This window comes from Corynebacterium mustelae (genome assembly GCF_001020985.1).
Classification (GTDB): domain Bacteria; phylum Actinomycetota; class Actinomycetes; order Mycobacteriales; family Mycobacteriaceae; genus Corynebacterium; species Corynebacterium mustelae.
Window position 1 is genome coordinate 1351398 of the sequence record NZ_CP011542.1, and the last position, 25672, is coordinate 1377069.

General features: G+C 51.8%; 20 protein-coding genes. 14 read left to right on the forward strand and 6 right to left on the reverse strand.

Annotated elements, in window-relative coordinates:
* The first annotated feature begins 556 nt into the window (after nucleotides 1–556).
* Together CMUST_RS06320 and CMUST_RS17025 are read left to right on the forward strand one after the other, a co-directional pair.
* A complete protein-coding gene (locus CMUST_RS06320; protein WP_047261803.1) occupies nucleotides 557–2365 on the forward strand; it encodes an Ig-like domain-containing protein in 1809 nt (602 codons plus the stop codon).
* Between the two features lie 200 nt (nucleotides 2366–2565).
* Entirely contained in the window at nucleotides 2566–2727 is a 162-nt protein-coding gene (locus CMUST_RS17025; protein WP_236690173.1) for a hypothetical protein, read from the forward strand.
* A gap of 7 nt (nucleotides 2728–2734) precedes the next feature.
* Here CMUST_RS17025 and glgB read toward each other — a convergent pair whose 3' ends face one another.
* Together glgB and CMUST_RS06330 are read right to left on the reverse strand one after the other, a co-directional pair.
* Nucleotides 2735–4939, reverse strand: a complete 2205-nt coding sequence (gene glgB / locus CMUST_RS06325; protein WP_047261804.1) for a 1,4-alpha-glucan branching protein GlgB — start codon at nucleotides 4937–4939, stop codon at nucleotides 2735–2737.
* Nucleotides 4940–5159: 220 nt separating this feature from the next.
* A complete protein-coding gene (locus tag CMUST_RS06330) occupies nucleotides 5160–7193 on the reverse strand; it encodes a maltotransferase domain-containing protein (RefSeq protein ID WP_047261805.1) in 2034 nt (677 codons plus the stop codon).
* Nucleotides 7194–7497: 304 nt separating this feature from the next.
* On the opposite strand from CMUST_RS06330, the gene CMUST_RS06335 reads away from it, so the two are divergent.
* From CMUST_RS06335 to CMUST_RS06365, 7 genes are all read left to right on the forward strand, one after another.
* Entirely contained in the window at nucleotides 7498–8364 is an 867-nt protein-coding gene (locus tag CMUST_RS06335) for an ABC transporter ATP-binding protein (protein ID WP_047261806.1), read from the forward strand.
* Between the two features lie 141 nt (nucleotides 8365–8505).
* On the forward strand, nucleotides 8506–9342 hold the full coding sequence (locus tag CMUST_RS06340; protein WP_047261807.1) for an NUDIX hydrolase: 837 nt from the start codon (nucleotides 8506–8508) through the stop codon (nucleotides 9340–9342).
* A gap of 547 nt (nucleotides 9343–9889) precedes the next feature.
* On the forward strand, nucleotides 9890–10867 hold the full coding sequence (locus tag CMUST_RS06345; protein WP_047261808.1) for a hypothetical protein: 978 nt from the start codon (nucleotides 9890–9892) through the stop codon (nucleotides 10865–10867).
* Nucleotides 10868–11043: 176 nt separating this feature from the next.
* On the forward strand, nucleotides 11044–12234 hold the full coding sequence (locus tag CMUST_RS06350) for a THUMP-like domain-containing protein (protein ID WP_047261809.1): 1191 nt from the start codon (nucleotides 11044–11046) through the stop codon (nucleotides 12232–12234).
* Between the two features lie 296 nt (nucleotides 12235–12530).
* Nucleotides 12531–13325: an electron transfer flavoprotein subunit beta/FixA family protein gene (locus CMUST_RS06355; protein WP_047261810.1), complete on the forward strand. Its 795-nt coding sequence runs from the start codon at nucleotides 12531–12533 to the stop codon at nucleotides 13323–13325.
* 38 nt (nucleotides 13326–13363) lie between these two features.
* Complete coding sequence (locus CMUST_RS06360; RefSeq protein ID WP_047261811.1) at nucleotides 13364–14323, forward strand: electron transfer flavoprotein subunit alpha/FixB family protein; 960 nt, start codon at nucleotides 13364–13366, stop codon at nucleotides 14321–14323.
* A 31-nt stretch (nucleotides 14324–14354) separates the two neighbouring features.
* On the forward strand, nucleotides 14355–15485 hold the full coding sequence (locus tag CMUST_RS06365; protein ID WP_047261812.1) for a cysteine desulfurase family protein: 1131 nt from the start codon (nucleotides 14355–14357) through the stop codon (nucleotides 15483–15485).
* A gap of 582 nt (nucleotides 15486–16067) precedes the next feature.
* Here the strand turns inward: CMUST_RS06365 and CMUST_RS06370 are convergent.
* On the reverse strand, nucleotides 16068–17417 hold the full coding sequence (locus CMUST_RS06370) for an alpha/beta hydrolase (protein WP_047261813.1): 1350 nt from the start codon (nucleotides 17415–17417) through the stop codon (nucleotides 16068–16070).
* 134 nt (nucleotides 17418–17551) lie between these two features.
* On the reverse strand, nucleotides 17552–18433 hold the full coding sequence (locus CMUST_RS06375; protein WP_047263437.1) for a spermidine synthase: 882 nt from the start codon (nucleotides 18431–18433) through the stop codon (nucleotides 17552–17554).
* Nucleotides 18434–18567: 134 nt separating this feature from the next.
* Here CMUST_RS06375 and mnmA point away from each other — a divergent pair, with 134 nt between their 5' ends.
* Together mnmA and CMUST_RS06385 are read left to right on the forward strand one after the other, a co-directional pair.
* Complete coding sequence (gene mnmA / locus CMUST_RS06380) at nucleotides 18568–19701, forward strand: tRNA 2-thiouridine(34) synthase MnmA (RefSeq protein WP_047261814.1); 1134 nt, start codon at nucleotides 18568–18570, stop codon at nucleotides 19699–19701.
* A gap of 2 nt (nucleotides 19702–19703) precedes the next feature.
* Nucleotides 19704–20711 (forward strand): uroporphyrinogen decarboxylase/cobalamine-independent methonine synthase family protein, encoded by a 1008-nt coding sequence (locus CMUST_RS06385; protein ID WP_047261815.1) that lies wholly within the window; start codon nucleotides 19704–19706, stop codon nucleotides 20709–20711.
* A gap of 6 nt (nucleotides 20712–20717) precedes the next feature.
* Here CMUST_RS06385 and CMUST_RS06390 read toward each other — a convergent pair whose 3' ends face one another.
* On the reverse strand, nucleotides 20718–21425 hold the full coding sequence (locus CMUST_RS06390; RefSeq protein ID WP_047261816.1) for a 3'-5' exonuclease: 708 nt from the start codon (nucleotides 21423–21425) through the stop codon (nucleotides 20718–20720).
* A 168-nt stretch (nucleotides 21426–21593) separates the two neighbouring features.
* On the opposite strand from CMUST_RS06390, the gene CMUST_RS06395 reads away from it, so the two are divergent.
* Together CMUST_RS06395 and ligA are read left to right on the forward strand one after the other, a co-directional pair.
* Entirely contained in the window at nucleotides 21594–22175 is a 582-nt protein-coding gene (locus CMUST_RS06395; protein ID WP_047261817.1) for an RDD family protein, read from the forward strand.
* A gap of 77 nt (nucleotides 22176–22252) precedes the next feature.
* Nucleotides 22253–24283 (forward strand): NAD-dependent DNA ligase LigA, encoded by a 2031-nt coding sequence (ligA, locus tag CMUST_RS06400; RefSeq protein ID WP_047261818.1) that lies wholly within the window; start codon nucleotides 22253–22255, stop codon nucleotides 24281–24283.
* Nucleotides 24284–24323: 40 nt separating this feature from the next.
* Here the strand turns inward: ligA and CMUST_RS06405 are convergent, their stop codons facing one another.
* Nucleotides 24324–24989, reverse strand: a complete 666-nt coding sequence (locus CMUST_RS06405) for an ACT domain-containing protein (RefSeq protein WP_047261819.1) — start codon at nucleotides 24987–24989, stop codon at nucleotides 24324–24326.
* Between the two features lie 388 nt (nucleotides 24990–25377).
* Between CMUST_RS06405 and gatC the strand changes: the two genes are divergently transcribed.
* Nucleotides 25378–25671 (forward strand): Asp-tRNA(Asn)/Glu-tRNA(Gln) amidotransferase subunit GatC, encoded by a 294-nt coding sequence (gene gatC / locus CMUST_RS06410; RefSeq protein WP_047261820.1) that lies wholly within the window; start codon nucleotides 25378–25380, stop codon nucleotides 25669–25671.
* The last annotated feature ends 1 nt before the right edge of the window (nucleotide 25672 follow it).

The following is a 25672-nucleotide window of genomic DNA, read 5'->3' on the forward strand; positions in this document are numbered from 1 at the left end:
CAATTAAATATCGACGGAAGTAGATGTTAAAAATATAAATATGACCTAATTGATAGCTTTTCTTTAAATGAGGCATCTTTTGGGGTGAATCCGGCTTGAATGCTTAGGCTAATTTCAGGACGAGTCTTCATTTCGCATGTGGGAAAAAAAATTTAACAATCATGGTATTTTTCCAGTTAGAAATCGCTTTTTGACAGCGCTGCGGCGCAGGTGATGTTTCTGTGAGCTGAAAAATATGGCCAGATATGAATTTCCTAAGTGAAAAACCCTAATTAATTTTAGTAAAAATTAAGTAAGCACATTATTTTCCCCCAAAGGTAGGTGGCCAATGGTGCGCTTCATTTATGCTATTCTTGCTGGTTGTTTGCATTTTCGCTGGCTGAAGTTTCATAAGGAAAGGTGTGTAATTTTTAAGATAAATTAAAGATTTTTGCTGTGTTTTTAGCTGATGAATAGAACTCTAGGATGAGAACTGAAATATGCCAGTCTTAAACCTAAATAGGCATTAATTTCTTTTTAAATCAGCTAGGAAATCAATTAAGGAGGGAGTCCGGGCATGTTCCAACGGGCATCCTTAGAAAAAGCGATAGTGGTACTGCTGTCCGCGATCGCTGTTATTTTTGCGGGTTTCACGGTTCCCCGTGCTACCGCACAGGATAATTTCGCGAATATCACCATCGACAAGGTGACCGTGGAGAAGTCGCAGCAGCACGGGACTGAGGTGCCCGAATTGCGTCGGTGGGAGTTTGGCAAGTTCAATATTGAATGGAGCGCCCCAACTGGGGTTAAAGAAGGCCAAAAATTCACCGTCCGCTATCCTGATGGATTCCACGTGTACTTGGCCGAAAACTTCCCGTTAGTTGATAAAGACAAAGTCCGCGGCGGCACCTGTGTGGTCGATCCGGATCAGGGACAGATTACTTGTACCTTTGACAAGACCTTCGTTGATCGGGAAAACGTCAAGGGAACTCTTACGACAGAAGTGCAAGCACGGAAGGAAAAGAATACCGATGAGGTAGAGGCAACTTTGAATGCTGGCATCAAGATCAAGATTGATCTGCCGGGCACTCGGGGAATCATCGAACCAAACCTCCGGATGCGGCGTGAGTTTTACAAGCAGGGTTGGTATGAGGACGACTTTACAAAAGCCCGCTGGACCATTAATTTCCCAGGCACAATCGCGCCTGATGCCACGATAGATTTCCAAGACACCCTTGGTGGCGAAATCCAACACACATTTTTCGACCCAACCGTTAAGGGCGCACGCGAGTCGCTTCGGGTATTGGAATATAAGTGCCAACCTGATAGCAACGACCAGTTCTGTGTAATCCAGGAGGAAGATACCCCTAATGCACAGATCAAGGACATTACTGATCGCGTGCGTAATGCACGGATTGACGCTGACCGGTCACTAAAGTTTGAAATTGAAAAACCAGAAGGTGGTTGGAAGGCTGATCACTACTACCGGGTGATCTATTATTCACAGACTGCAACCGGCAAACCTGCTCCAATTGGTAGCGACGATACTAATATCACCACTAACAACGTGGAGTCTCGTATCTTCGCCAAGAAATCTGATCAACATATTTACCGCACCCAGCGTTCTTCCGGAACTATCAGCGGCGTGATTGTACACAAGGGCAGCTTCCAGCTGACCAAGAAAGCGGCGCCTGGTTTAAGCGTTCCAGCTGGAACCATGTTTGAGGTCAAAGCAACCTATTCAAACCCAGGCCGTAAGATCAACGAGTCTGAGGTAGTCAAGGTAGCTGTTGACGGCACTGTTTCAGGTTCTAAGGAACTGCCAGCGGGTACCATCGTTACTCTTGAAGAAATCAACTTGGACAAGATTCCGGGCGTTAGCTTCGCAGAACCTGTATTTGCTTCGGCAAGTCCAGCCGACAACGTCGAGATTTTGGACAATGGCAAGAAGGCACGGTTTGCTATCAAGGGTGAAACTAATGTGGCGATCAGCTTGTTGAACTCGCCAGCAGTTACTGAAACTCCAAGTACTTCACCTTCAACTACACCATCGACCACTCCGCCGGTACCGCCAACTGTTCCACCAACACCAACTACAACACCTACGACTCCTGAGTCCACGACACCTACGACTCCTGAGTCGACCACACCTACGACTCCTGAGTCGACGACACCTACGACTCCACCAACTCAGCCGCCAGCTGCAGAAGGTTCTTCGAACCGTAACCTGTGGTGGATAGCACTCGTAGTGCCGATTCTTGCGGGTATGGTCTATGTCATCTACAACGTGATTAAGCGCGTGATCCCAGGCGCACCAGTTCCGCCACAAGGCCAAGAACCAGTTGCTCCTGCTCAGCCAAACCCGAAGGCTATCCCTAAGAAGTAACATCTTCTGAAAGCGGTGGTGTCGGTATCGTCACCGCCGCTTTTGGCGTCGAAAAGCAAAAGACCGACATCCGATTACCACGGTTGTCGGTCTTTTCTCATCTGATTTACGGACACATTAGTGAGTATGAGTAATTCACAACTGCCACGTGGCGGGTAATTGGTGCGTTTCCTAGTGGCAACTCGACCTTTTGTGGTTCTGTGACCGGTTTCGCGACCCAGGAGGCGAAAAGGTCGAGTTGGGGATTGCGTACTGGGCTGGGGCTGGCTGCTAACTGCGGTGGTGATGGTATCGTCACCACCGCTTTTTGGCGTCGAAAAGCAAAAGGCCTGCAACCGCATACAACGGCTGCAGGCCTTTAGTCGGCTATTAGCTCTCCCAACGGTAGAATTGGGCGCTCATAGCGGGGATATGGAGTGTGATTGAATGCTCGTAGCCATCCCAACCGGTATCCCACGCGGCAACCTCTTGCTCTAAAAGGTTGTTTGCGCCTTCGTAGACTCCTGCGTCGGTGTTGAGAATGCACTTCCACATGCCTGACTCCGGGACACCAAATTTGTAATTCGGATGGCTTGATCCACCGAAGTTAAAGACGCAAAGCATCTTGGAACCGTCGCTTCCGTAACGTACAAACGACAAAATATTGTTTTGCGCATCGTCGGACTTAGTCCAGCTGAAGCCCTCAGGATTGTTGTCAATGGTGTAAAGCGCAGGTGACTGGGCATACAGCTCGTTGAGGTCTTTGACTAACTGAGAGATTCCAACATGGTATTCGCCTTCCCAGCCGACCATATCGTCCCAATCAATGCTGCGGGCTTCGCTCCACTCCATGACCTGACCAAATTCCTGCCCCTGGAAGAGCAGCTTCTTGCCAGGATGAGCATACATGTAGGCGTAGAGGGCACGCAGGCCAGCGGCCTTATTCCAAGCGTCGCCAGGCATGCGATCCCACAACGAGCCCTTGCCGTGGACAACTTCGTCGTGGCTAAACGGCAGGCAATAGTTCTCGGAATAGGCATAAACCATGGAGAACGTGATGTCGTTGTGATGGTAGCAGCGGTGGATTGGGTCTTTGGAGAAATACACGAGTGTGTCATTCATCCACCCCATGTTCCACTTCAAGTTGAAGCCTAAACCGTTGAAATCGGTAGGGCTGGTAACACCCGGCCATGAGGTAGATTCTTCGGCGATGGTGAGCACACCCTGATGCAGTTTGTGCACCGTGGCGTTCATCTCTTGGAGGAATTGCACAGCCTCTAGGTTCTCGCGGCCACCGTATTGGTTTGGTAACCATTCGCCTTCTTTACGGGAATAATCCAGATACAGCATGGATGCGACTGCATCCACCCGAAGTCCGTCAATGTGGAATTCTTCCAGCCAGTACAATGCGTTCGCCACGAGGAAATTGCGCACTTCGTTACGGCCGAAATCAAAGACGTAAGTGCCCCAATCCATCTGCTCGCCGCGCCGCCAATCAGGGTGTTCGTATACGGCTTGGCCGTCGAAGCGTCCCAGAGCGAAATCATCTTTGGGGAAGTGCGCGGGTACCCAGTCCATGATGACGCCGATGCCTTCAGCATGGAAAGCGTCAATTAGCTGACGTAGTTCGTCGGGGCTGCCCCACCTAGCTGTGGGGGCGTAGTAACCTGACACCTGATAGCCCCACGATCCACCAAACGGGTGCTCTGCGATCGGCATGAACTCCACGTGGGTGTATCCCATCTCTTTCACGTATGCGACTAATTCAGTGGACAGCTCTTTGTAGCCTAAACCTTGCCGCCAGGAACCCAAATGCACCTCATAGATGCTGATAGGGGTGCTCAAATGGTCAGTCTCTGCCCGGGTGGCTAGCCACTGGTCGTCGTTCCATTCGTAGGTGGAGGTGGTGACGATGGAGCCAGTGCGCGGCGGTTCCTCGGTCCGACGAGCCATCGGGTCGGCTTTGTCTAAGCGCCATCCTTCCTGGGTGTGGATGGCGAATTTGTACACATCCCCATCGCCCACACCCGGTATGAAGATTTCCCAGACCCCGGATTCGCCGAGGCTGCGCATTGGATATTGATTAGGATTCCAGCCGCAAAAGTCACCAATGACGGCCACGCCTGCTGCGTTTGGTGCCCAGACTGCAAAACTTGTTCCGGAAACCGGGCCGAAGTTTTCGGTCTCGATTTCGCGAACATGAGCGCCGAGTACCTCCCATAAACGTTCGTGGCGGCCTTCTCGGATCAAATGGATGTCGAGTTCGCCGAGAGTAGGCAGGAAGAAATAGGGGTCAAATGTATCAGTGACAGCATCGTTGTCCCAGGTGATGCGAAGACCGTACCCGCCTCCGGAGCCGCCTTTTTTGATGTATAGCCCAAAAATATCATCACCCAACGGCTCCATTTCGCGGGTTTTGCCGCATTTGGTTACCAATTCGACTTTTTTGGCACCAATCTGGCGAGTGCGCAATACTGCGTCACCATTGTCAAGTGGGTGCCACCCGTAAACAGAATGTGGGTCGTGGTGGCGGCAGTGGGTCAGCAGCGTGCGGTCGTGATTGTTGATACGCAGTGATTCTGATGAGCTGGACATAACTGAAGTTTCCTTAGACTTTTATTTGGTAACCATCCGGCGGCGTTTGTGGTGTGAAATACACCGATATTTCTCACATCTCACGCTACCGGAGTGGACGGTAGTGGACGAATACATATACATCGACCTTAGGGCGTTTACGCTTGTCGACGCCCCACGGTGTGACATATAAGACGTTTATGTTGGTTTACGGCGTTGCTGTGTTATGAAGTGATGCTTCTTAAGCCCGGTAATCGCGGACCTCGCGCTCCCTAATCTTTGCCAATGCCTCACCGACAACTTGAGGAAGCGTCAGAATATGTGCCACGTCCTTATTCGGATCTAGCCGGACGAATGTTTTTTCCGACCAATTGAAGTCTTGATTGGTGATCAGATCACGCGCAACAAACTGAGCACCATACTCCTGTCCAACCGCAGCCATGTTTAATTCAACGGTAGTTTCTTGCGCATGGTTCGGATCGAGGTTGATAACCACTAACACTGCATCGCCAGTAACAGGATCGACCTTGGAATACGCCAAAATTTGATCATTAGCCGTGTGATGGAATTGGATTTGACGTAACTGCTGCAGAGCTGGCTTATCCCGGCGAATGGTATTGAGCAACGTGATATAGGGTTCAAGCGAGTCGCCGCTTTTAACTGCCGCCTCGAAGTCCCGGGGCCGCAATTCGTATTTCTCGGAATCGAGGTATTCCTCACTACCAGGTGCAACGGCTTGATGTTCGTATAGCTCGTACCCGGAATACACTCCCCAGATTGGTGAAAGGGTAGCGGCTAGAGCGGCACGAATAGCGAACATGGCGCGGCCGCCATATTGTAGTGACTCATGCAGAATGTCGGGAGTATTGACGAAGAGATTTGGGCGGCAGACATCCGCCATGCCTGCAATCTCCAAAGCAAAGTCCCGCAACTCATCTTTGGTAGTTTTCCAGGTGAAATACGTATAGGACTGTGAGAACCCAACTTTGGCAAGTCCATATAGCCGGGCGGGTCGGGTGAATGCTTCGGCGAGGAAGATCACTTCGGGGTGAGTTTGATGAACTTTAGTGATCAGCCAATTCCAGAAATTTGTGGGTTTGGTATGTGGGTTGTCTACCCGGAATGTGGTTACCCCAAGTTCAACCCAGAACATGACTATCCGATAAATTTCGGCGTAGATGGTTTGGGGGTCATTGTCGAAATTAAGCGGGTAGATGTCTTGGTATTTCTTCGGCGGGTTTTCTGCATAGGCTATGGTGCCATCAGCAAGCACAGTGAAAAATTCGGTGTGTTCTTTGGCCCACGGATGATCCGGTGCGGCCTGAAGCGCTAGGTCAAGGGCGATCTCAAGATTGAGGTCTTTGGCACGATCGAGAAGCTTAACAAAGTCGTCGATCGTACCAAGATCAGGGTGTACCGTGTCGTGCCCACCAGCGCGGGATCCGATTGCCCAGGGAGAACCAACATCCTCAGGTGTGGGGGTGAGAGTATTATTACGGCCTTTGCGGTTGATTTCGCCGATAGGGTGAATTGGCGGGAAATAGACAGTATCGAATCCCATACGTGCTACCCGGTCAAGCGCGGCGGCTGTTGTGGCAAAGGTGCCATGAGTGGGAAGGCCACGGTCATCCCAGCCTCCGGTAGAGCGGGGGAATAGTTCGTACCAGGAGTTAACCAATGCTTCTCGACGCTCGACGTGGACGGTGTGTTCCAACCCGTTGGTCAACAATTCGCGCAGCGGGTGTTCGGAGAGGATTTCTAACACTTCGACTGATAGCCCAGGAGCAACACGAGTTCTTAATGGCGCGTCACTGCGCAGCTCTTCTGCCACCGCGAGGAGTGCTTGCTGTTGAATTTCGTCGGTAACTTGGGCGGCGGCTTTTTCAAAGAGGGATGCGCCATGTTCAAGATCGTTTGCCAACTCCTCTTCGGATTGGCCAGCTTCGATTTTCTTAGTAACCGCATTTCGCCAGGTCTGCATAGGATCGCTCCACGCATCGACATGGAATGTCCACGTGCCGGGAACATCGGGGACGAAAAACGCATGCACTAGATCTTGGTTATCCACGTCCTGGTGCATGGTGATTCTTAAAGGATAGGCTGCAATCTGGGAGTTCTTAGGCCCATTGATGGTCAGCGTTGCGGCGATGGCGTCATGTCCTTCGCGCCACACCTGGGCGCTAATGGGGATCAGTTCGCCAACAACTGCTTTTGATGGGTACAGGCGGCCGGAGATTTGGGGGCGAACATCTTCGATGGCGAGTCTTCCAGTCACTGCTGTTTCTCTTTCTATCCGGGTGAACACAGGTGTCGTAACCTCCCGTCGGGTCGACGTCTGCGTCGTAACGTATCCTCTATGGTTCCAGTATGCTCTTATACCCGCATTACTGCACCAATTTCGGTTTTATTCGTGGCAGGGGGATAGCTAATTACATTGAAAAGTGCGGTGTTGGTTATCCTGCTACTACGGTATGCGACATAACGACATTGAGCACGGGGGTGGGCTGTTAACGTGCTACTTTGCTGCTGGGGTGATTTCCCTGTGTCCGATTAACCGCAGCAGGTAAATTGGGGTAATTATGGAACCTATGAGTAGTGCGATGCTTCCCCCCGTTTCTGGTGATAACCAGCGTGATCCTGATACCCTCATCGATTTTGAAGACGTCACGTTCGTTCGTGACGGGCGTACCTTGTTGGCACCGGTGACCTGGAAAGTTGAGCTGGATGAACGGTGGGTGATTATCGGGCCAAATGGCGCGGGTAAAACCACCCTAGTTCGATTGGCCGGGGCAGAGGAGTTTCCGTCTGGTGGAAAAGCATGGATCATGGGGGAGCGAGTCGGCAAGACCGATATGCGGGATCTGCGATCGATGATCGGGGTATCCTCATCAGCCTTAGGCAATCGCATACCAGATGGAGAAAAGATCGAAGACCTTGTTGTCTCAGCTGGCTACGCCATTCTAGGGCGCTGGCGAGAAGAATACGAATCGCTGGATCTGGATCGGGCTAACGACATTTTGGAACAAGTCGGTGCAATGCACTTGGCAGATCGTACATGGGGAACACTCAGCGAAGGTGAACGCAAACGTGTGCTCGTAGCCAGGGCCTTGATGTCCAACCCGGAGCTTTTGCTTCTCGACGAACCCAGTGCCGGCATGGACCTAGGTGGACGAGAAGATCTAGTCGGTTACCTAGGTCAACTGGCGCTCGACCCGGACGCTCCAGCAATCGTGATGATAACCCACCACGTAGAAGAAATTCCCTACGGTTTCACCCACGCGATGCTACTTGACGAAGGCGAAGTAATCGCCCAAGGGCTCATTGATGACGTCTTAACTTCGGACAATCTCACCCGCACGTTCCATCAAGCGATTCAAGTAGACAAGATCGACGGCCGTTTCTTCGCCCGCAGACTACGCACCGGTGGAGTTCATCGTAAGAAATAACACACTCAGTGTCTGACACCTGGTGACGTCGAAAAGCACCCCACGTGAGCCTTGGGTATGCTGTGTTGAGGAAACTGACCGCCTGCAGCTGACATATGTTTGTTGCTCTCGGTCATAGCAACTGGAGGTGACGAGACTACCGTGGCAGCAAAAGTGGAAGGCTATGGCGGTGCAAAGCTGGCTGTCACGGTCGTTCTGGTACGCGACGGTGGCACCGGAATAGAAGTATATGTACAAGAGCGCGTGTCCTCTATGCCCACCTTCCCCAACGCCACTGTTTTTCCCGGCGGTGGGGTAGACCCACGAGACTTCGAACTTGATATCACCCCGCCTGCCATTGGTGCCACACCAAACTCCAACGCTCAAACTATCGATGCCACCTGGCACGGCCCAGACCTAGATGAATGGGCACGCCGACTACATACAGACAGATCTAGAGCACGCGCTCTCGTCATGGCAGCCTGCCGAGAATTATTCGAAGAATCCGGCACCTTACTTGCATCCTATGAAGACGGCCGTCTTATCACCGACGCTACCCCCTTTCACGCACAACGGCTGGCCCTTGAGTCCCATCGGTTATCATTTTCCCAAGTACTAGAACGTAATGAACTAATGGTGCGAACGGACTTGTTGCGTCCCTGCTCCAGGTGGGTGAGCCCGCAAACTGATAAACACCAATTCGACATGTTCTCCTTTGTAGCGGTGCCACCCTTCGGTCAAGAACCTGATGGGCAAACTCGCGAAGCTGCCTCCACCGGGTGGTTCTCGCCATCGCTGATTCTCGATGGCTGGCGCGCCGGGTTACTCCAGCTAGTCATTCCAACTTGGGCACATATGCTGCTGCTGAGTGAACACGATTCGGTATCGTCACTAATGAAAACCATCGAGAACCCAACAATGGAACCTATCATTGGTGATCCGGTGGGGGATCCTCGCTACGCTGAATTTTTCAACTTCACCCCACCCCGGCGCTTTTGAATACGGCGCTGTAGGGCAGCTTTGAGGTTTTCTATCCGCGATCGCTGAAATTTAAGGAATTTTGGTTTTTCGTGTGGTTTGGGGTTGGGGCTCGACTTTTGTGGGTCAAGTTTGTGGTTTTGTTTGTTGTGGTGGGTGAGCTCGACTGATTCTGCGTGGGGGGTGGGGGCTGGGTGCTATGTGAATGATTTTGGTCGAGTTGCTGGGTTTTGGGCGGTGTTTTGTAGCCATGCAGACTCGGGGTGATCGGATAGGAAAGCGGCACTGAAGTTTCACGCTTGGGGCTTGGGGTGTGTCGGTTCGACCTTTGTGGGTGGTATTGGTGGTGTGGGTTGATGTGGTGATGAATTAGTCGAGTTGGGGGTTTTAAGGCTAAGGGGTGGGGTGTGGAAGACGGCGTGGTGGGGTGGGTTATCCACAGGTACCCCCGCACATCCCCCGGGTTTTATGTGACTGGTGTCACCATGTGGGTGGGTTATCCACAGGCCTGGGGCGGTTTTTAAGGTTTATGCACTAGTAGGGTGCGGGGTGTGTCAGGATCACAGGCATGAACCATATCGCCACCAATACTCCTACTCGTTATGAGGTTATGCAGGGGCTTTGTCTTCTGGGTGTGTTGGTTGGGGAGCTTGTGTATCTGCGACGTGGTGGGCAGAACACCTCTGGGTGTGTTCGGTTGTGTCCTACCTGGGGTATGGCGCATGATCGGTATGTTCGGTTGTTTCCGAGTGTGCGTAATATTGTGCGGTGTTATGCCACGATTATGTCGGCGCGTAGTGCGGTGTTGACGGGGACGGCGGCTGCGTGTGTGTTAGGGATCCCGTTTCTGGGTAATACCAGCAACCTGAAAACCATCTATCTGACGTTGCCGGGAAAAATGAAACCATCGGCGCGTTATCAGTGGGGTGCTCACGTGACTTATACCGCCCGGGTATTACCGGAATGTGACATTGTGTATGAACATGGGGTTCGGGTAACGAGTATCGCCCGGACGTTTCTCGATCTTGTGGTGCTGGAATCAGAGGAGATGGCGGTGTCGTTTATTGAGGCGGCGTTTTATCTGAAACGGGCATCGAAAACCCAGATCACACGGGAGCTTATGCGCATGCCCGCACTCCACGGTAAGCCTCGTGCGTTACGGTTGGTGGCCGCCACCCGGGAAAATAGTGAGAGTTTATATGAGACCAAAGCCCGGTTGATGGTTGAGTATGCGGATCTTGACTGTGTGGAATCTATCGAGACTCAAGTGCCGGTACGGTGTGGGGGCACGACGTACCGGATTGATATGGTGATCAATAAGTTCTTAGGGGTGGAGATTGATGGAAGGTGTAAAACCAGAAACAACCCTCATGCGCTGATCAACGAACGGGTTCGGGAGAAACGCATCCAAAATCAGGGGTATATCATCATCCGCTACCACCCTGATGAACTGACCAGTACTTTCCTCACCGACATCACCAGAATCCTCACCAACCACACAGCCAACAAACGTCGAAAAGCAAAAAACAGGAAAAGCGAAACATAATGACGTTTTCGACCCCGGAAACCCTGGTGTAATAAAATCGAGGTAGTTCTCCTGGCGGGAAACCTCATTATCATGTTAAGGGTCCGCTTAGGCAGGTTTATTTCTAAAACCTATAAGTTTTGCACCACGACAACTGCCCCTCAATAATTGCGTACAAGAAAGCGGTAGCCGGCACCATGAGTTTCACACCCACTGAAGTGGATTTCCTGCGCGCGCACGCTAGTGACATCGCAACTTCCCTTGCTCAGCGGTGCTTGACTAAAGAAAACTCCGTAGCTGATGCAGAATTTTTTCGGCAGCAGTATGGGGAATTTGGTCGCGCTGTGATGGAATTGGCCACTGCACGTACCAAAAGCTCGGGGAAACTTCCAGCTGATTGGTTGGTGTGTAATGAATCAGCTCAGCAAGCAACGCCCCTATTGGTGGCAGACATACGGGCTGAACGCATTCATGCGGTCATGCAGGATGCGCTTATCCATGATGTCACCTGTTCGATAGGCACTGAAGGTGCGGCAATCCGTTCCTATGGTATGGACTATCTTGGCAGTGATATTGACTTTTCCCGGCTGAAAATGGCGAAGTACAACCAGGAGATTGTGGAAAAACGTGTTGCCATTGAACAGCTTGGCTGGTGTGGGATTGTGGCATCTGATGCTCTTAAACCAGGTGTGGCGGACGCGGCAGGAGTGGTTATCGCTGATCCGGCGCGGCGATCGGGTGGCCGTCGAATTGCGAAACCGGAAGATCTAATCCCACCACTTTCATCAGTTATTTCTGCCTATCGGTATCCGGAACTGGCAATTAAATGTGCACCTGGTTTGGATTTTAGTTCTTGGGATGGATTGGTCAGCGTGGTTAGTCTCAACGGTGGTGTGAAAGAAGCATGTTTATATACTCCGGGCCTTGGTCTTGGTGTCCGGCGCGAGGCCGTTATTATCCGAGACGGCGCTGCGGAAAACAATGTGATTGACAACACTCACCCTGATGACGTTGAGGTTTCCCCACCAGGAAGATTTATTATCGACCCGGACGGCGCGATTGTGCGGGCCGGTTTGGTTCGCCATTACGCTAACCGAGAAGCTTTATGGATGCTTGACGAACGCATCGCGTATCTGACCGGTGATAAAATTCCTGCTGGCGCTAGCGGCTTTGAATACATTGAAACGGTGTCGCTTAAAAAATTAAAATCCGTTTTGCGCTCTTATGATTGCGGATCCGTGGAAATTCTGGTGCGAGGACTTGATATTGATCCAGACGTACTACGCAAGAAACTAAAACTTACAGGAAGTACGAAGCTTGCCGTTGTTCTGACCCGAATCGGAAGTGCAGGGGTGGCTTTAGTGTGCAAGGCCAGGCAGTGGGCCTGACCGTAGGTTTTTCAGCACGGTGGATATAGGCTGTGCTGGTTTAAGGGTTTTTTATTAGGCTACACTGTCCCTTGGTAGTTTTCGTCGTACCACTGCTAAGTGGCGTATCTGGTGAATAAAACGGGAAACAATCAGTGATGATATCCGTTACATTGACAGCTACTGAAGGCAGATACCGCCTGTAGTGTAATGATGGGTTCTTAGACTGTGAAAGTGCAAAAGTAGCCGGGTTGACATAACTGCAGTGGCAAACCGATGGCGACGAATGAAAAATTACGAAAGGTGAGTGACAAACCATGCCCGCGATTGTGGTGTTGGTGAAAAATGTGCCAGATACCTGGTCAGTTCGGACGCTGGATTCGGACTTCACCCTGAACCGGGAGGGGGTGGATAACGTGCTTGATGAAATCAACGAATTTGCCGTTGAACAGGCCCTCCGGTTGCGTGAGAATAATCCTGATGCTGGTTACGAAGTTGTTGCGTTATCGGCTGGCCCGAGCGGGTCAGAAGAAGCACTACGAAAAGCCTTGGCTATGGGGGCGGATCGAGCGGTCTTGCTGGCGGATCCAGCGCTAGCCGGATCGGATGTTATTGGAACGGCTTGGGCATTGACTAATGCCATTAACCAGGTTCCCGATGTGGCGCTTGTTGTAGCGGGTAATGCCTCCTCGGATGGTGCTATGGGGGCTTTGCCAGGAATCCTTGCGGAGTACCGGAATCAACCAGCATTAACATCTTGCAAGTCGGTGCAACTATCGGGTGAAATTGTGCGCGGTGTTCGGGAGACTCATGATGGTGATTACGATATTGAGGCGTCCCTTCCTGCCATTGTGACGGTTACAGATAAAGCAGATAAACCTCGATTCCCTAATTTCAAGGGCATTATGGCTGCTAAGAAGGCAGAAATCACCACGCTTAGTTTAAGCGAGATCGGGGTGGCGCCGGAGCAGGTTGGCTTGGGGCACGCATCCACCGCAGTTACCTCAGCGAACGCGCGGCCAGCACGAAGCCAGGGTGACGTGATTCGTGGTGACGCAGCGACGGCTGCACAGAAGATTGTTGATTTCTTAGAGGCGGAGAACCTGCTGTAACGCAGACCGGTCAGAAACGATTGTGAGGAGAATAATATATGTCTAATTCTTATGTTCTGGTCGAGTATTCCGGCGATCAGGTTCTTGATGCTACAGCGGATCTCATTACCGCTGCCAAGGTTTTCGGTGCGGTAACGGCAGTTATCGTTTCCGCGCCCGGCGCGCACACCAAGCTTCACGATCAATTGCGTGCCATGGGGGCTGACGCGATCGTTGCAGCAGAAGCTGCGGATCTTGATTCGCGAATTGTGTTACCAGCTGTGGATGCGTTAAGTATGTTAGCCGCAGGTGCCCCTGCCCCGATTGTGTTGGATGCAGGAGCGCATGGCAATGAAATTGCTGGCCGGTTAGCTGCCCGACTGGCCTCGGGCGTATTGTGCGATGTTGTTGGCATTAATGCTGATAGAACTGCGGCTATGAGTATTTTTGGTGATTCCATTGAGGTGACCGCAGCGGTTGGTGGTTCCAGTCCGATTTATACTGTTCGGCCTGGTGCAATTACCGCGACTGATAATGCGGCTGGGGCGGGGACGTTTTCCAGCTTCGCTCTTCCTGCCGCCACGGTTAAGGATGTCAAGGTTACCAATTTTGTTCCAGCCGCTAAAGGCGATCGGCCGGAGTTAACCGCTGCTAAGGTCGTTGTGGCTGGTGGTCGGGGAGTGGAGTCTGAAGATAATTTCCACACCGTTGTAGAGCCGCTTGCCGACGCGCTTGGGGGTGCGGTTGGTGCCACCCGTGATGTGGTTGATTTGGGTTGGTATCCGCCACAGTTCCAGGTGGGGCAAACGGGTGTGACTGTTTCTCCTGATGTGTATATCGGATTGGGGGTTTCCGGTGCGATTCAGCATACGTCCGGCATGCAAACAGCAAATAAGATCATTGTGGTCAATAACGATGAAGACGCACCGTTTTTCCAGATCGCAGACTTAGGTGTCGTTGGTGATCTACATGAGATAGTGCCAGAAGTGGTTGCCGAAATAGCTAGGCGGCGCGCTTAACCGGAATGTTGTTGGGCTGGGAGAGATACTGATGCGATACTTCGATCACGCTGCGACTACTGTCATGCGGGAGTCAGCCCGGGAGGCGTGGTGTAAGGCGAGTTATGAATTCAACCCGGCTGGTCAATATCAATTGGGCAGGCGGGCGCGTAGCGTGCTTGAGGATGCTAGGGAACAGGTCGCTGCGCTTGTTGGCTGTGAGCCTATCGAAGTGATATTTACTGCTTCAGGTACGGAAGCAGACAATATTGCGCTTAAGGGTTTGTGGCGGGCACGCAGTGATGTGTCGTCACGGGTGATTAGCACCGCTATTGAGCATTCTGCGGTGTTTGATACTGTGAGGTATCTCGAAACTTTAGGTGCCAACCTTGAGTTGTTACCAGCGGATTCTTCAGGTTTCGTCTATGACCCTGCGGATGTTTTCTCTGAACCAGCTGCGGTCGCTACGTGTATGTGGGCTAATAATGAAACTGGTGCGATTCAAGACGTTGCGCAGTTTGGTGAGAAGTTAGCTCGTACTGGGACACCGTTTCATATTGATGCGGTTCAGGTTTTAGGAAAACTTCCGATTAAGTTTAGTGAGCTTAATGCCACTACCTTGGCTGGCAGCGGACATAAATTCGGTGGTCCGCGTGGGGCGGGAATCTTGATAGCTAAGCGTTCGCCTGCCCCGGAGCCTTTGTTTCATGGCGGTGGACAGGAGCGTGGTATTCGTTCCGGTACTGTCGATGTGGCTGGTGCAGCGGGGCTCGCTGCCGCGTTGCAGGAAGCTTGTGATGAGATGGATAGCCAACAGCGGCGACTTCGTGAGTTTAAGTGCTTGCTTATCGACGCCATCCAGGCAGCGGTTCCGGATGTGCAGCTTAATACCCCGCAGCATTCGCTTTCTACTCACGTCAATATCAGTATTCCAGGTGCTGAAGGCGACAGTCTGATTATGTTGTTGGATTCCCATGGCATCGCCGCCAGTACGGGTTCGGCCTGTGCCAATGGTGTTAACCGTGCTTCACGGGTTTTGCTTGCCCAGGGGCTTTCGGAAAGCCTTGCGCGTGGCACGCTTCGACTCAGTATGGGGTATACCACCACTGAGGAAGACGTCAACTATCTCATCGACAAGTTGCCAAAGGTCATCGCGCAAGCCAAACGTGCGGGCATGGCATAATTTCCTAAAAAGGCCGCTGTGATTATTTCTCATCACAGCGGCCTTTTTGCATGGTCGGTCCGCTAGACTCACCCCGAACTCGACTTATTTTTCTCCTCAGCTAGGGAACGGATCTTTACACCACGAATAGGTCGAGTGGCTCTTAGCCCGCCTGCAACGGTGTGCCGTGTTGGTGCGGATTTGTGCTGCTCGATTCTCTAATTTTCCGCAAAAAATGTGCTGGAAAACACCCAGTCGTGGAGTTTTCATTTCAGGACACCGGCTGGGCGAGTGTTTTGTTTACCTAACTTAGGTTTTCTCACCCCAAATCTGGTGCTCAGGTGCGGTCAAGTATGCTGGCCCGACACCCAACTCGACTCATTCGTGGTTCAGTGTTTGATTTTCGTGGCATAGGAGATGAATAAGTCGAGTTGGAATAATGAGTCGGCACCGATCATCCGGATAGCTGGCGGTTTGTCATGTCCAATCGCAGGATTCGGCGTTGACGCATCGTAAGTCAGTTGCGCAATGGCTTTAATTCGTACTAAAAAGGCCGCTGTGACTATTTCTCGTCACAGCGGCTTCTTGTGTGGTTATTGGGTTTTAGTCTGATTCTCCTTCTATGCCGAAACCACGGGCAAAGGTCGGCCAGGAATCCTTCATGTCGTTAACCCAGTAGTACCAGGTATGGACGCCAACGTTTCGGAACTTGAAGTCTGCTGGAATATCTAGCCGGTTTAATTTCACCCGAAGATCGTGGGTGCAGGCATTGGTGCCAGCCTCAATTAGCCCACCGACTACCGCGATGTCTGAGGAAGTGGTAAACGCAGCCAATGATGCCTCTTCTGCCTCGTTTTTAATCAGACCATTGAGCGTCTCTCGGTCGGAGATTAGACCGGAACCGTTGGAGACATAGATCTGGGAACCACGCAGACCCTCCGCCTGAATGAGGGCGTCGTGTTCAATGGCGCGTTGGCTGCCTTTGGGGCCGAATACGTTTTGTGGGCTAATTCCATCCCGGTCGAGGGTGAACTTGGTAAACAGCGATGGCAAGGTCTTGGATGTTGCTGCACACCCTGAGAACGACCCGACGGCGTTGTAGAAACCTGGGTTGCGGGCGGCTAACAGCAGAGATGATGTTGCCGACATAGACAGACCAGCAATGCCGCGCTTGTCGTTTGCCTGAATGAGATCATGGCTTTCTAACGGTTTTGGAAGTTCCTGGGTGAGAAACGTTTCCCAACGCTGTGGTCCCTTTATATATTCCGTACCGTCGACGTCCTCAGCCCAGTCGACGTAATAGGAGAATGCACCGCGCATCGGAATGACCACATTGATATTTTTATCAAGGTAGAAATTGATCGTCTCGTTATAGCTGAGCCAGGTGGTCGACTGCTCGCCGCCACCTGCGCCGTTAAGCAGATATAGGATCGGACGATTCGGTTCTTTTGCACGAATAACTGCCAACGGAATCGTGCGGTTATTCATCGAAGGGGAAGTAGCCGCAAACTCCATTACCCGCGGGCGCCCTTGGTTGTCGATGGCGCCTGAATAGTATTTGATCTTATCCCGCCACTTTTCATCGTTGAACTCGTGGACTATAGGTGCTGGAGGGTTTGCGGTAATCACCGATGGTTGGGCGGATGCCGCAGCGGCACGCATCCGATCAGCAAGCGGGGTGTTTTCGACCGTGGCGTCAGCGGTTGGGGTATCAGGATCAATCGCGTCACCTGGTTTATTACCCGAGGACAACCCATCCTCAGAAAGCCCTGATCCGCTGTTTTCATCTGATTCTGGTGCCGGTTGCGTGCCAGCATCTGCATCTTTTGTTGCGTCCTGCACCGGCGTAACCACCGAAGGGGCGGTGGATTCTTGCGCCGAAACCACTGGCACAGTTCCTGCAGCTATCGCGATGCACGCTGTAAGTGCTGCGCCAAGAGCCAGTTTCCGCATGGGATTCCTTTCCGATGAGAAAATTTTTCTAATCAGTCTAAAGACACTACCAAAGTTCTACACAACCTATCGTCAAACAGGGAGGAAAGATTACGCTGCTTTAAAAATAATTCGTGCTCTGGCTACAGCCACAGTTAAACGTCGACAAGCACAGTTCCACCTTGCATAAACTCCCGAACCTCAGCCTCGTCCTTATACTGGGCAGGCACCGCTCCGCCTAGCAGCTGCCGGGTCAAAGCCGCTGCCATAGCATCACCACTGGTGGGAAGCGGTAATGTGGAGGCTAGCAAAATGATGTTGCCGTAGCGACGTCCTTTAAACATTGGCGGATCCGCGATTGCGGCGACATGCGGAAAAACCTTAGCCAATGTCATTAATTCCGACCGGGCAACAGTTAGCTCCTTATGATCACCACAATTTGCCACATATAACCCATTTGCTGCTAATGCTCGCGCAGCCATACGAGCGAACTGAATCGTCGTTAAACTATGGGGAGTTATCGCGCCGGAAAACACATCTCGAATGATCACATCCCGGCTGTTTGGCTGCACCGATTCTAGTACTGTGCGGGCATCGCCTACCCGAATTTTCACCCGAGGTGCGGCTGGAATCGGAAACCAGTCACGCACTAACGTCGCAAGCTTTGCATCGATCTCAACCACAGTATTGCGCGAGCTTGGGTAGCGATCGGCAAAATGCCACGCCAACGTGCACGCACCTCCGCCCAGATGAGTAATCCGCAACCGGTCTGGATCAAGATTATTGTCAATGAATGCAGAAACACCGATCGAAATCCAACGCATGTACTCATAGTCCAACTGGGCCGGATTATCCGAAATATGACTAGACGGCACCCCATTAACCAAAATTTCCCACGCGCCTGATCGATAAGCATCCGGCCGCAGTTCCACTGTCCCGGTGGATGTTTCATATATTCCCGCACAAGGTTGCGTGCCGGTAGTCTCCCGCCTGCTTTTCGACGCCGAATGTTGCTGCTTACCACGCTTTCTGCCCATGGTCGCCCATGGTAGTGCCTCAGCCACCACCACAGCTAACCGTAAACCGCAATTGCAAAACCGGACAGTTATCGCAAATAATGAAACAACAGTTCCCACATCAACAAAAACAGATAACCAGAAAAGGAGAACTCATGCGAGTGCTCGCAGCCATGAGCGGTGGCGTAGATTCAGCAGTAGCTGCGGCCCGCGCAGTTAAAGCTGGACACGACGTCGTCGGCGTTCATCTTGCCTTAAGCCAGGACCCCCAAGCCGTCCGGGAATCTTCCAGGGGGTGTTGTTCCCTGGAAGATTCCGCCGATGCGCGCCGGGTCTGCGACAAACTTGGCATTCCGTTTTACGTGTGGGATTTCTCCGACCGATTCAAAGCCGACGTCATCGACGATTTCGTAGAGTCCTACGAACGCGGCGAAACCCCGAACCCGTGTTTGCGGTGCAATGAGAAAATCAAATTCGCCGCACTTTTGGAGCGAGGTATTGCCCTTGGCTTCGATGCTGTGGTCACTGGACATTACGCACGATTAACTCAGCCAGTCGACGGTGGGGACGGTTACCTTAGGCGGGGAATAGACCCGGAAAAAGACCAATCCTATGTGCTAGGAGTTTTAGGCAGCCACGAAATCGCCCACTGCATGTTCCCGGTAGGCGATACTCTCAAACCAGATATCCGCAAGGAAGCCGCCAACTTAGGCTTCTCGGTGGCCAGCAAACCAGATTCTTACGATATTTGTTTCATCCCAGATGGCAATACCCAAGTATTTTTAGGCAACCGGATCGGGATTCGTCGCGGCGTCATCGTCGATACCGCAGGCAATACCTTAAAAGAACACGATGGTGCCTGGAATTTCACCATTGGTCAACGCAAAGGCCTTGATATTAAGCAGCCCGCAGCAGATGGAAAGCCTCGATACGTCACTGATATTGACGCTGAGACCGGAACCGTGACCGTGGGATCACGTGATGATCTAGCAGTAGGGATCATCAACGCTGATCGGTTGAAATACCTGCACCCACTAATGCGCAGCGGAAACTTTGACTGCGAGGTTCAGGTACGAGCCCACGGCTCCGTAGTTCCATGCCGTGCCGAGGTAAATACAGGTACCGACCAGATGACACTGCGGCTAGAAAAGCCACTCTCCGGTGTGGCTCGAGGCCAAGCGGCAGTTTTGTATCTGCCCGATGAAGAAGGAGACATAGTTTTAGGTTCCGGCACTATTTGCGGCACGGTATCGACTACAGCGTTGGCTGCGGAACCTGAAACGCAATAGCCATGACTGTCGTTGCGTATAACCTCGGCCCGATGCCGGGACGCTTAGCTACCGACCTTGTTGCAGCCGCAGATGTTATCACCAGTGAAACCGGCAGCTTGCGAACTTTTCCAAGACTACCTCACCGCGGGTTAGGCGGAGATTTGGTCGGCACCACATGTGCGCTTATTCCTCAGCTACCAGTTGAACCTGGGCCGCGCAGCTGGCGATTAAGCGCCCGGCCACAACTATTCACCCGCAGGCTGTGGGATCAAGTTCAACGCGACGGTGACATGGTGGAAGAGCAGTGGTCTGCCTCAACTGCTCCGGTGCAACTTGAAGTGCTCGGCCCGTGGGCATTAGCCACAGCGGTAGAGTTGCCCAACGGGCACCGGGCAGTAACGGATTCCGGTGCCCTACGAGACATAACCGAGGTTTTAAGCCACGGAATAACCGAACACGCAGCCCAACTTGGTCGCAGATTCGGCAGTGTGGTCGATGTATTGCTGGTGGAACCGTGGTTGGCTCCGCTTGAGTCAGGAACCCTGCCCGGAACCTCCGATTTTGATGTGATTGCCCGGGTGCACGCCAAAGAACTCGGAGAACGTTTACATGCCGTGTGTTTGGCGCTGAGAGGTGGCGGAATCCGTACAGTGCGGATTTCCCAAATCGGCGTAACCCCAGTTCTCGACATCGCGCAGTTAGCCGCGGCAGACACCATGGTTTTGGAATTAGAGGCAATACATGGGGCCAGCATGCTTGATACCGTCGGTGAGATTCTTAGCGCTGGCATTTCTCTTGGTATTGGGTGCACCCTGCCAAAAGCTCGCCCGGAATTCGCCCGAGAAGTTGCGCTTAAGGTTGCATCGCTTTTCGACGAACTATCCTTCGGTCGCAGTCACATTACCGAAAAAGTAGAGATAACCACCACCACATTTTTAGATTCCCTACCTCTTATCGATGCCGCCCATACTCTCCAAACAGCCCGGTTAGCTGCCGATATTTTAAACACCGACGCCGGAAATCTTTAGTGGCGGCTAATCTGAATTTTGCATCGGCCAGGTGGTATTGACATCGGAGGCATCCCGCCCCCGACTTTCCAGGTATTTTTTCAAATCCGTTTGGGAGTTGTAATACCCGACCGCTTGAAACTCCATCAGCTCTTCCAATGTGAGATCCTTAATCCGCCCAGCAAACCGTCGTTTTGCCTGAACCCACGCAATGCGCGCGGCAGCCAGAGCATCACTGGTCGCCTCATGGGCATTGTCCAACCGGACGTTATATTCCTCACATAAATCAGTTAAGGTGCGCTTACCCTTACGGTACGGATCAAGCACCTTATCCACAACGAAAGGATCATACACTGGTCCCGCTACCACAAACGAGGGTTCAAGCGAATGCAAAACTGTGAGATCGTATGCTGCGTTATACACGATCAAGGTGTAACCATCAGCCCACGCTTGCGAAATTTTCTCAAGAGTCTCTTTCAACACATCATCATGCGGCCTGCCATGCTGCTGCGCGTATTCTGTCGTTATTCCATGAACATTCGCAGCTGCCTCCGGAATCGGAATACCAGGATCAGCCAGCATCTCATAAGGATGAGCACCTTCAGAATCGACCCGAATTAACGCCGAAGTGACAATTCTTGCTTCAAACGGATTAGCCGATGTGGTTTCCAAGTCGAAACTTAACACCTTCATGGGATCGAATTGCGTTTGCAACAGTTCAGTGGAGATTTCCATAGTTACTTCCTTGACCTAACAATCAACTACCAGAGTGAATGGGGATGGTTACACCATAAAACACAACCCCAACATGGGGCGAAAGGCACCTAAAAGATCCGAGTTATATTAACGTGTCACTGAAAACCGCCAAGATCACGATGGAGAAAATAAGGGGAAGGAACATTCATGGACTCTACTACCGACCCCACCCAACAACGGCAAAATGAGCCGACTCCACGGTCATCAATCAACATAAATAGGTGGCAACCAAGGCGATCGTGGGTCAAGACTATTGGGTCCACCCCGTCTTCCATAACGCGCCGGGGTGTTGCCCTGATCATCGACCTCATCATTGTGGCCACAGCAACCGCGTTGGTGGAAAATATGTGGCGGTACATGATGGGGTGGCAAGCACCGGCAAATATTGCGCTGGTGATTTTCGCCATGCTTGGACTTTATAAAGCCGCGGGTGAGGGCTTATTTGGCCGCAGCGTAGGAAAGAAACTATTAGGCATTGAGGTGGAGTACGGCAACCGTAGCTTTGGTACGGGAAACCTTGTTAAAGCCTGCGTGCGTAACGCTTGGTGGGGAAGTGCTTTCGCGCTAGACCCAATTACCGAATGGGCGGCACCAATTTTCAGTTTGATCTTCTGGTTGTCGTTCCTGTCCATCGTGATCGACAAAGATCGGCTCAGTCCTATGGATCTTTTTACTCGATCCATTGTGGTTAAAAGCGAATATCTAGTGGATAGTGATTCCGAATACTGAGGGTAAAGGCGCATTATAATGGCTAGTTTTTCCAAAGTGGACTGTCATGTTGGGGTCGAAGTCTAAACTAATGCACCATGAGTAAAACGCAGGATTCAATCCAGGAAGAATGGCAGCGTTTAGCAGCCGAAGTTACCCGGCACCGGGAACTGTATTACAACCAAACCCCTGAAATAACTGACGCTGAATTTGATGAGCTGTTTCACCAATTGGAGACGCTTGAAGCAGCCCATCCCGAATTAGCTACGCCAGATAGCCCGACCCAAAAAGTTGGTGCACCGGTATCATCCTCGTTTGAAAACGTGGCACACCTTGAGCGCATGATGAGCCTGGAGAATGTGTTCAATGCGGAAGAATTAGACGAGTGGTTGGAACGTGCTGACGCTGACCAATACCTCACCGAACTGAAAATTGACGGGCTATCTCTTTCCCTGGTGTACCGCAACGGTGAATTGGAACGCGCGGCGACCCGGGGTGATGGCCGGGTCGGCGAAGATGTGACTGAAAATGCCAAAGTAATCACCGGTGTACCGCTAAAACTTATTGATAATGAAGACTTCCCGATTCCTGCGTTGCTGGAAGTACGCGGCGAGGTTTTTATCGCCGTGGAAGATTTTGCCGAGGTAAATGAGCAACGGCAATTAGAAGGGGGCAAACCGTTTGCCAACCCACGGAATGCCGCTTCTGGTTCGCTGCGGCAAAAAGATGTGGAGGCGGTTCGGCGGCGTAAACTCCGAATGATCTGCCACGGTATAGGTGCTACCGAAGGTTTTGACCCAACATCCCAGTTTCATGCGTATGAAGCCCTGGCCGCATGGGGGCTGCCCGTTAGCGAATATACTGCGCTGGTTTCCAGTGCCGCCGACGTTCACAAACAAGTGGCTTATTGGGAAAAGAACCGCGGCCAGGCAATCTGCGAAATGGATGGTTTGGTAGTCAAGGTCGATGACATCGCTACGCAGCGACGCATGGGGGCAAATTCCCGGGCACCGCGATGGGCGGTGGCGTACAAGTATCCACCGGAAGAAGTTATGACCAAGCTTCTTGATATTCAGGTCGGAGTAGGGCGAACGGGTCGGGTTACACCGTTTGCGGTGATGGAACCGGTATATGTCGCCGGATCGACCGTGTCGATGGCTACCTTGCATAATCAAACTGAGGTTAAGCGTAAAGGCGTTTTGATCGGCGATACTGTTGTTATCCGTAAAGCTGGTGAAATTATTCCTGAAGTTTTAGGGCCAGTTGCTGATCGTAGGGACGGAACTGAGCGGGAATTTGTATTTCCGGAAAACTGCCCCAGTTGCGGTATGAAGTTAGCTCCGCAAAAGGAAGATGATGCTGATTGGCGGTGTCCTAATAGCCGGTCGTGTCCGGCTCAGTTGGCCGCTCGTATTGCTTACCTGGCTAGTCGTGCGATTTTCGATATTGAGGCGCTTGGGGAAAAAGCGGCTCATGATTTGGTTAAGTCAGGTGTGCTTCTCGACGAAGCGGAGCTGTTCAACCTTACCGAAGAAGATCTGCTGCGCACCAGTGTGTTTACCACCAAGAAAGGCACGCTGAATACGACCGGTAAAAAGCTGTTGAAAAACCTGGAAACAGCAAAACAAACGGATCTGTGGCGGGTGATGGCAGGGCTATCAATCCGGCATTGTGGCCGAACAGTGTCCCGGGCCCTAGCCAGCCGCTACGGCAGCCTGGATAAGGCACGGAATGCAACGGTTGAAGACATAGCTCAAACTGACGGGGTGGGGTTGGTTAAAGCTCAAAGTTTCAAAGAATGGTTCGAGGTGGACTGGCATGTCAATATTGTCGACACCTGGGCAGAAAGTGGAGTAACAATGGAAGAAGTAATAGCTGACGCACCGGAGCAGGTTCTAGAGGGACTAACCATCGTCGTCACCGGAACCTTGGAAGGTTTTTCTAGGGATTCCGCGAAAGAGGCGATTATCTCTCGGGGTGGTAAAGCATCTGGTTCGGTATCGAAGAAAACCGATTACGTGGTGGTCGGGGAGAAAGCTGGCTCTAAGGAGACCAAAGCCCGTGAACTTGGGTTGAAGATTCTTGATGAGGCGGGTTTCGTGCGGCTACTAGAAACCGGGGAAGCTTAAACAACATGATGGCCGTGGTTTTCAAACCACGGCCATCATGTTATTGACGCAACATTCGGGACAGTATTGTGCCCACGTAGCCTATGTGTTCTACTTCGGAAGGGAGAAAGTCTGGTCCGCCTACTCGGCCGATTATCAACACCAACCCTGATTTTCCTAGCGGGGCGGCGGCAAGCGAAGAATCTAGTAGCGACCAGGATTCGGGAATCCAGAAATCAACCTCTGGGTTGAGAATCCGAGCCGAGGTGATATTGATAAGATCTGGTGCGGAGCCATCGTCTTCCGGGGCACCTTCAGAAGCCGTTATGCGTTTTACGGGAGAGCCATCCTCAAGCAAAATTGCCCATGACGAGGTGAGTGCCTGCGGTATATCGTCGATTAGCTGCGCGATGGTATCGGAGTGGCTGGAAGCACCAGCGACATTGGCCAGCATTTTTATCTGTCCTCGGCGATCCACAGTCCCGGAAAACGGGCGGATGGAATCAACTTCCACCCCTTCGACACCGTGGGCTGCGGAAATGAGAACATCGGCCATGACCCCAGCGGGCAAGTTCACCACCATATCATCCATGACTGTTCCGTCAGGAAAAGTTTGGACGACATCAACACTTTTGATGTCGCCGCCAGCAGCACCGATGGCGTTTGCTAACACTCCGAGGCTGCCTGGGGCGTCGGGGAGCAGTACACGAATAAGGTACGTCGTCACCGAAAATCCCACCTTTCTCAAGTGAATAACCAAAAAGTTTTTAGTTATTCTCCTTAATAAAAATAACAGTTGATCCATCGTCAGCAGCGGTAATAGCCGCCATGCGAGATGAATCAAGACTTACCTGCAATATTGTACGAATAATTAGCCGATTTCGGGGCCGGACGTAGACAAGTTATCCAATTTGTCACCTAGTGCCAGCAGCCGAAGTGCACTAATTGGGAATGGGGTGAATATAACCTAACCCCAAACCTGGTGTCCGAAATACTGCGAACGGGTAGGTGTTGAGTACTATGTTTTAGTAGCTTTGCCACTGGTTGTTAACCGCAGCCCATAGTGGCCGGTACCAAATAGACATACACCGACGTTAAGTTAAGGATTATCCCACGTGCCTGAGATCTCGCGCGATGAAGTCGCCCACTTGGCTAAATTGTCTCGACTGGCGTTGACCGATGAAGAACTGGATCGATTTGCTGAGCAGATCGACGGTATCATTGGTAACGTTTCCGCAGTGCAGCAGGTAGCAGCGGAAGGGGTGGAGCCAATGTGCCACCCTCACTCGATTCGCACCACTATGCGGGAAGATGTAGTGGAAAAAACGTTGACGGCCGAGCAGGCGCTAGATCAAGCGCCAGAAGTAGCTGAACAGCGCTTCGTTGTACCACAGATTTTGGGGGAGTAAG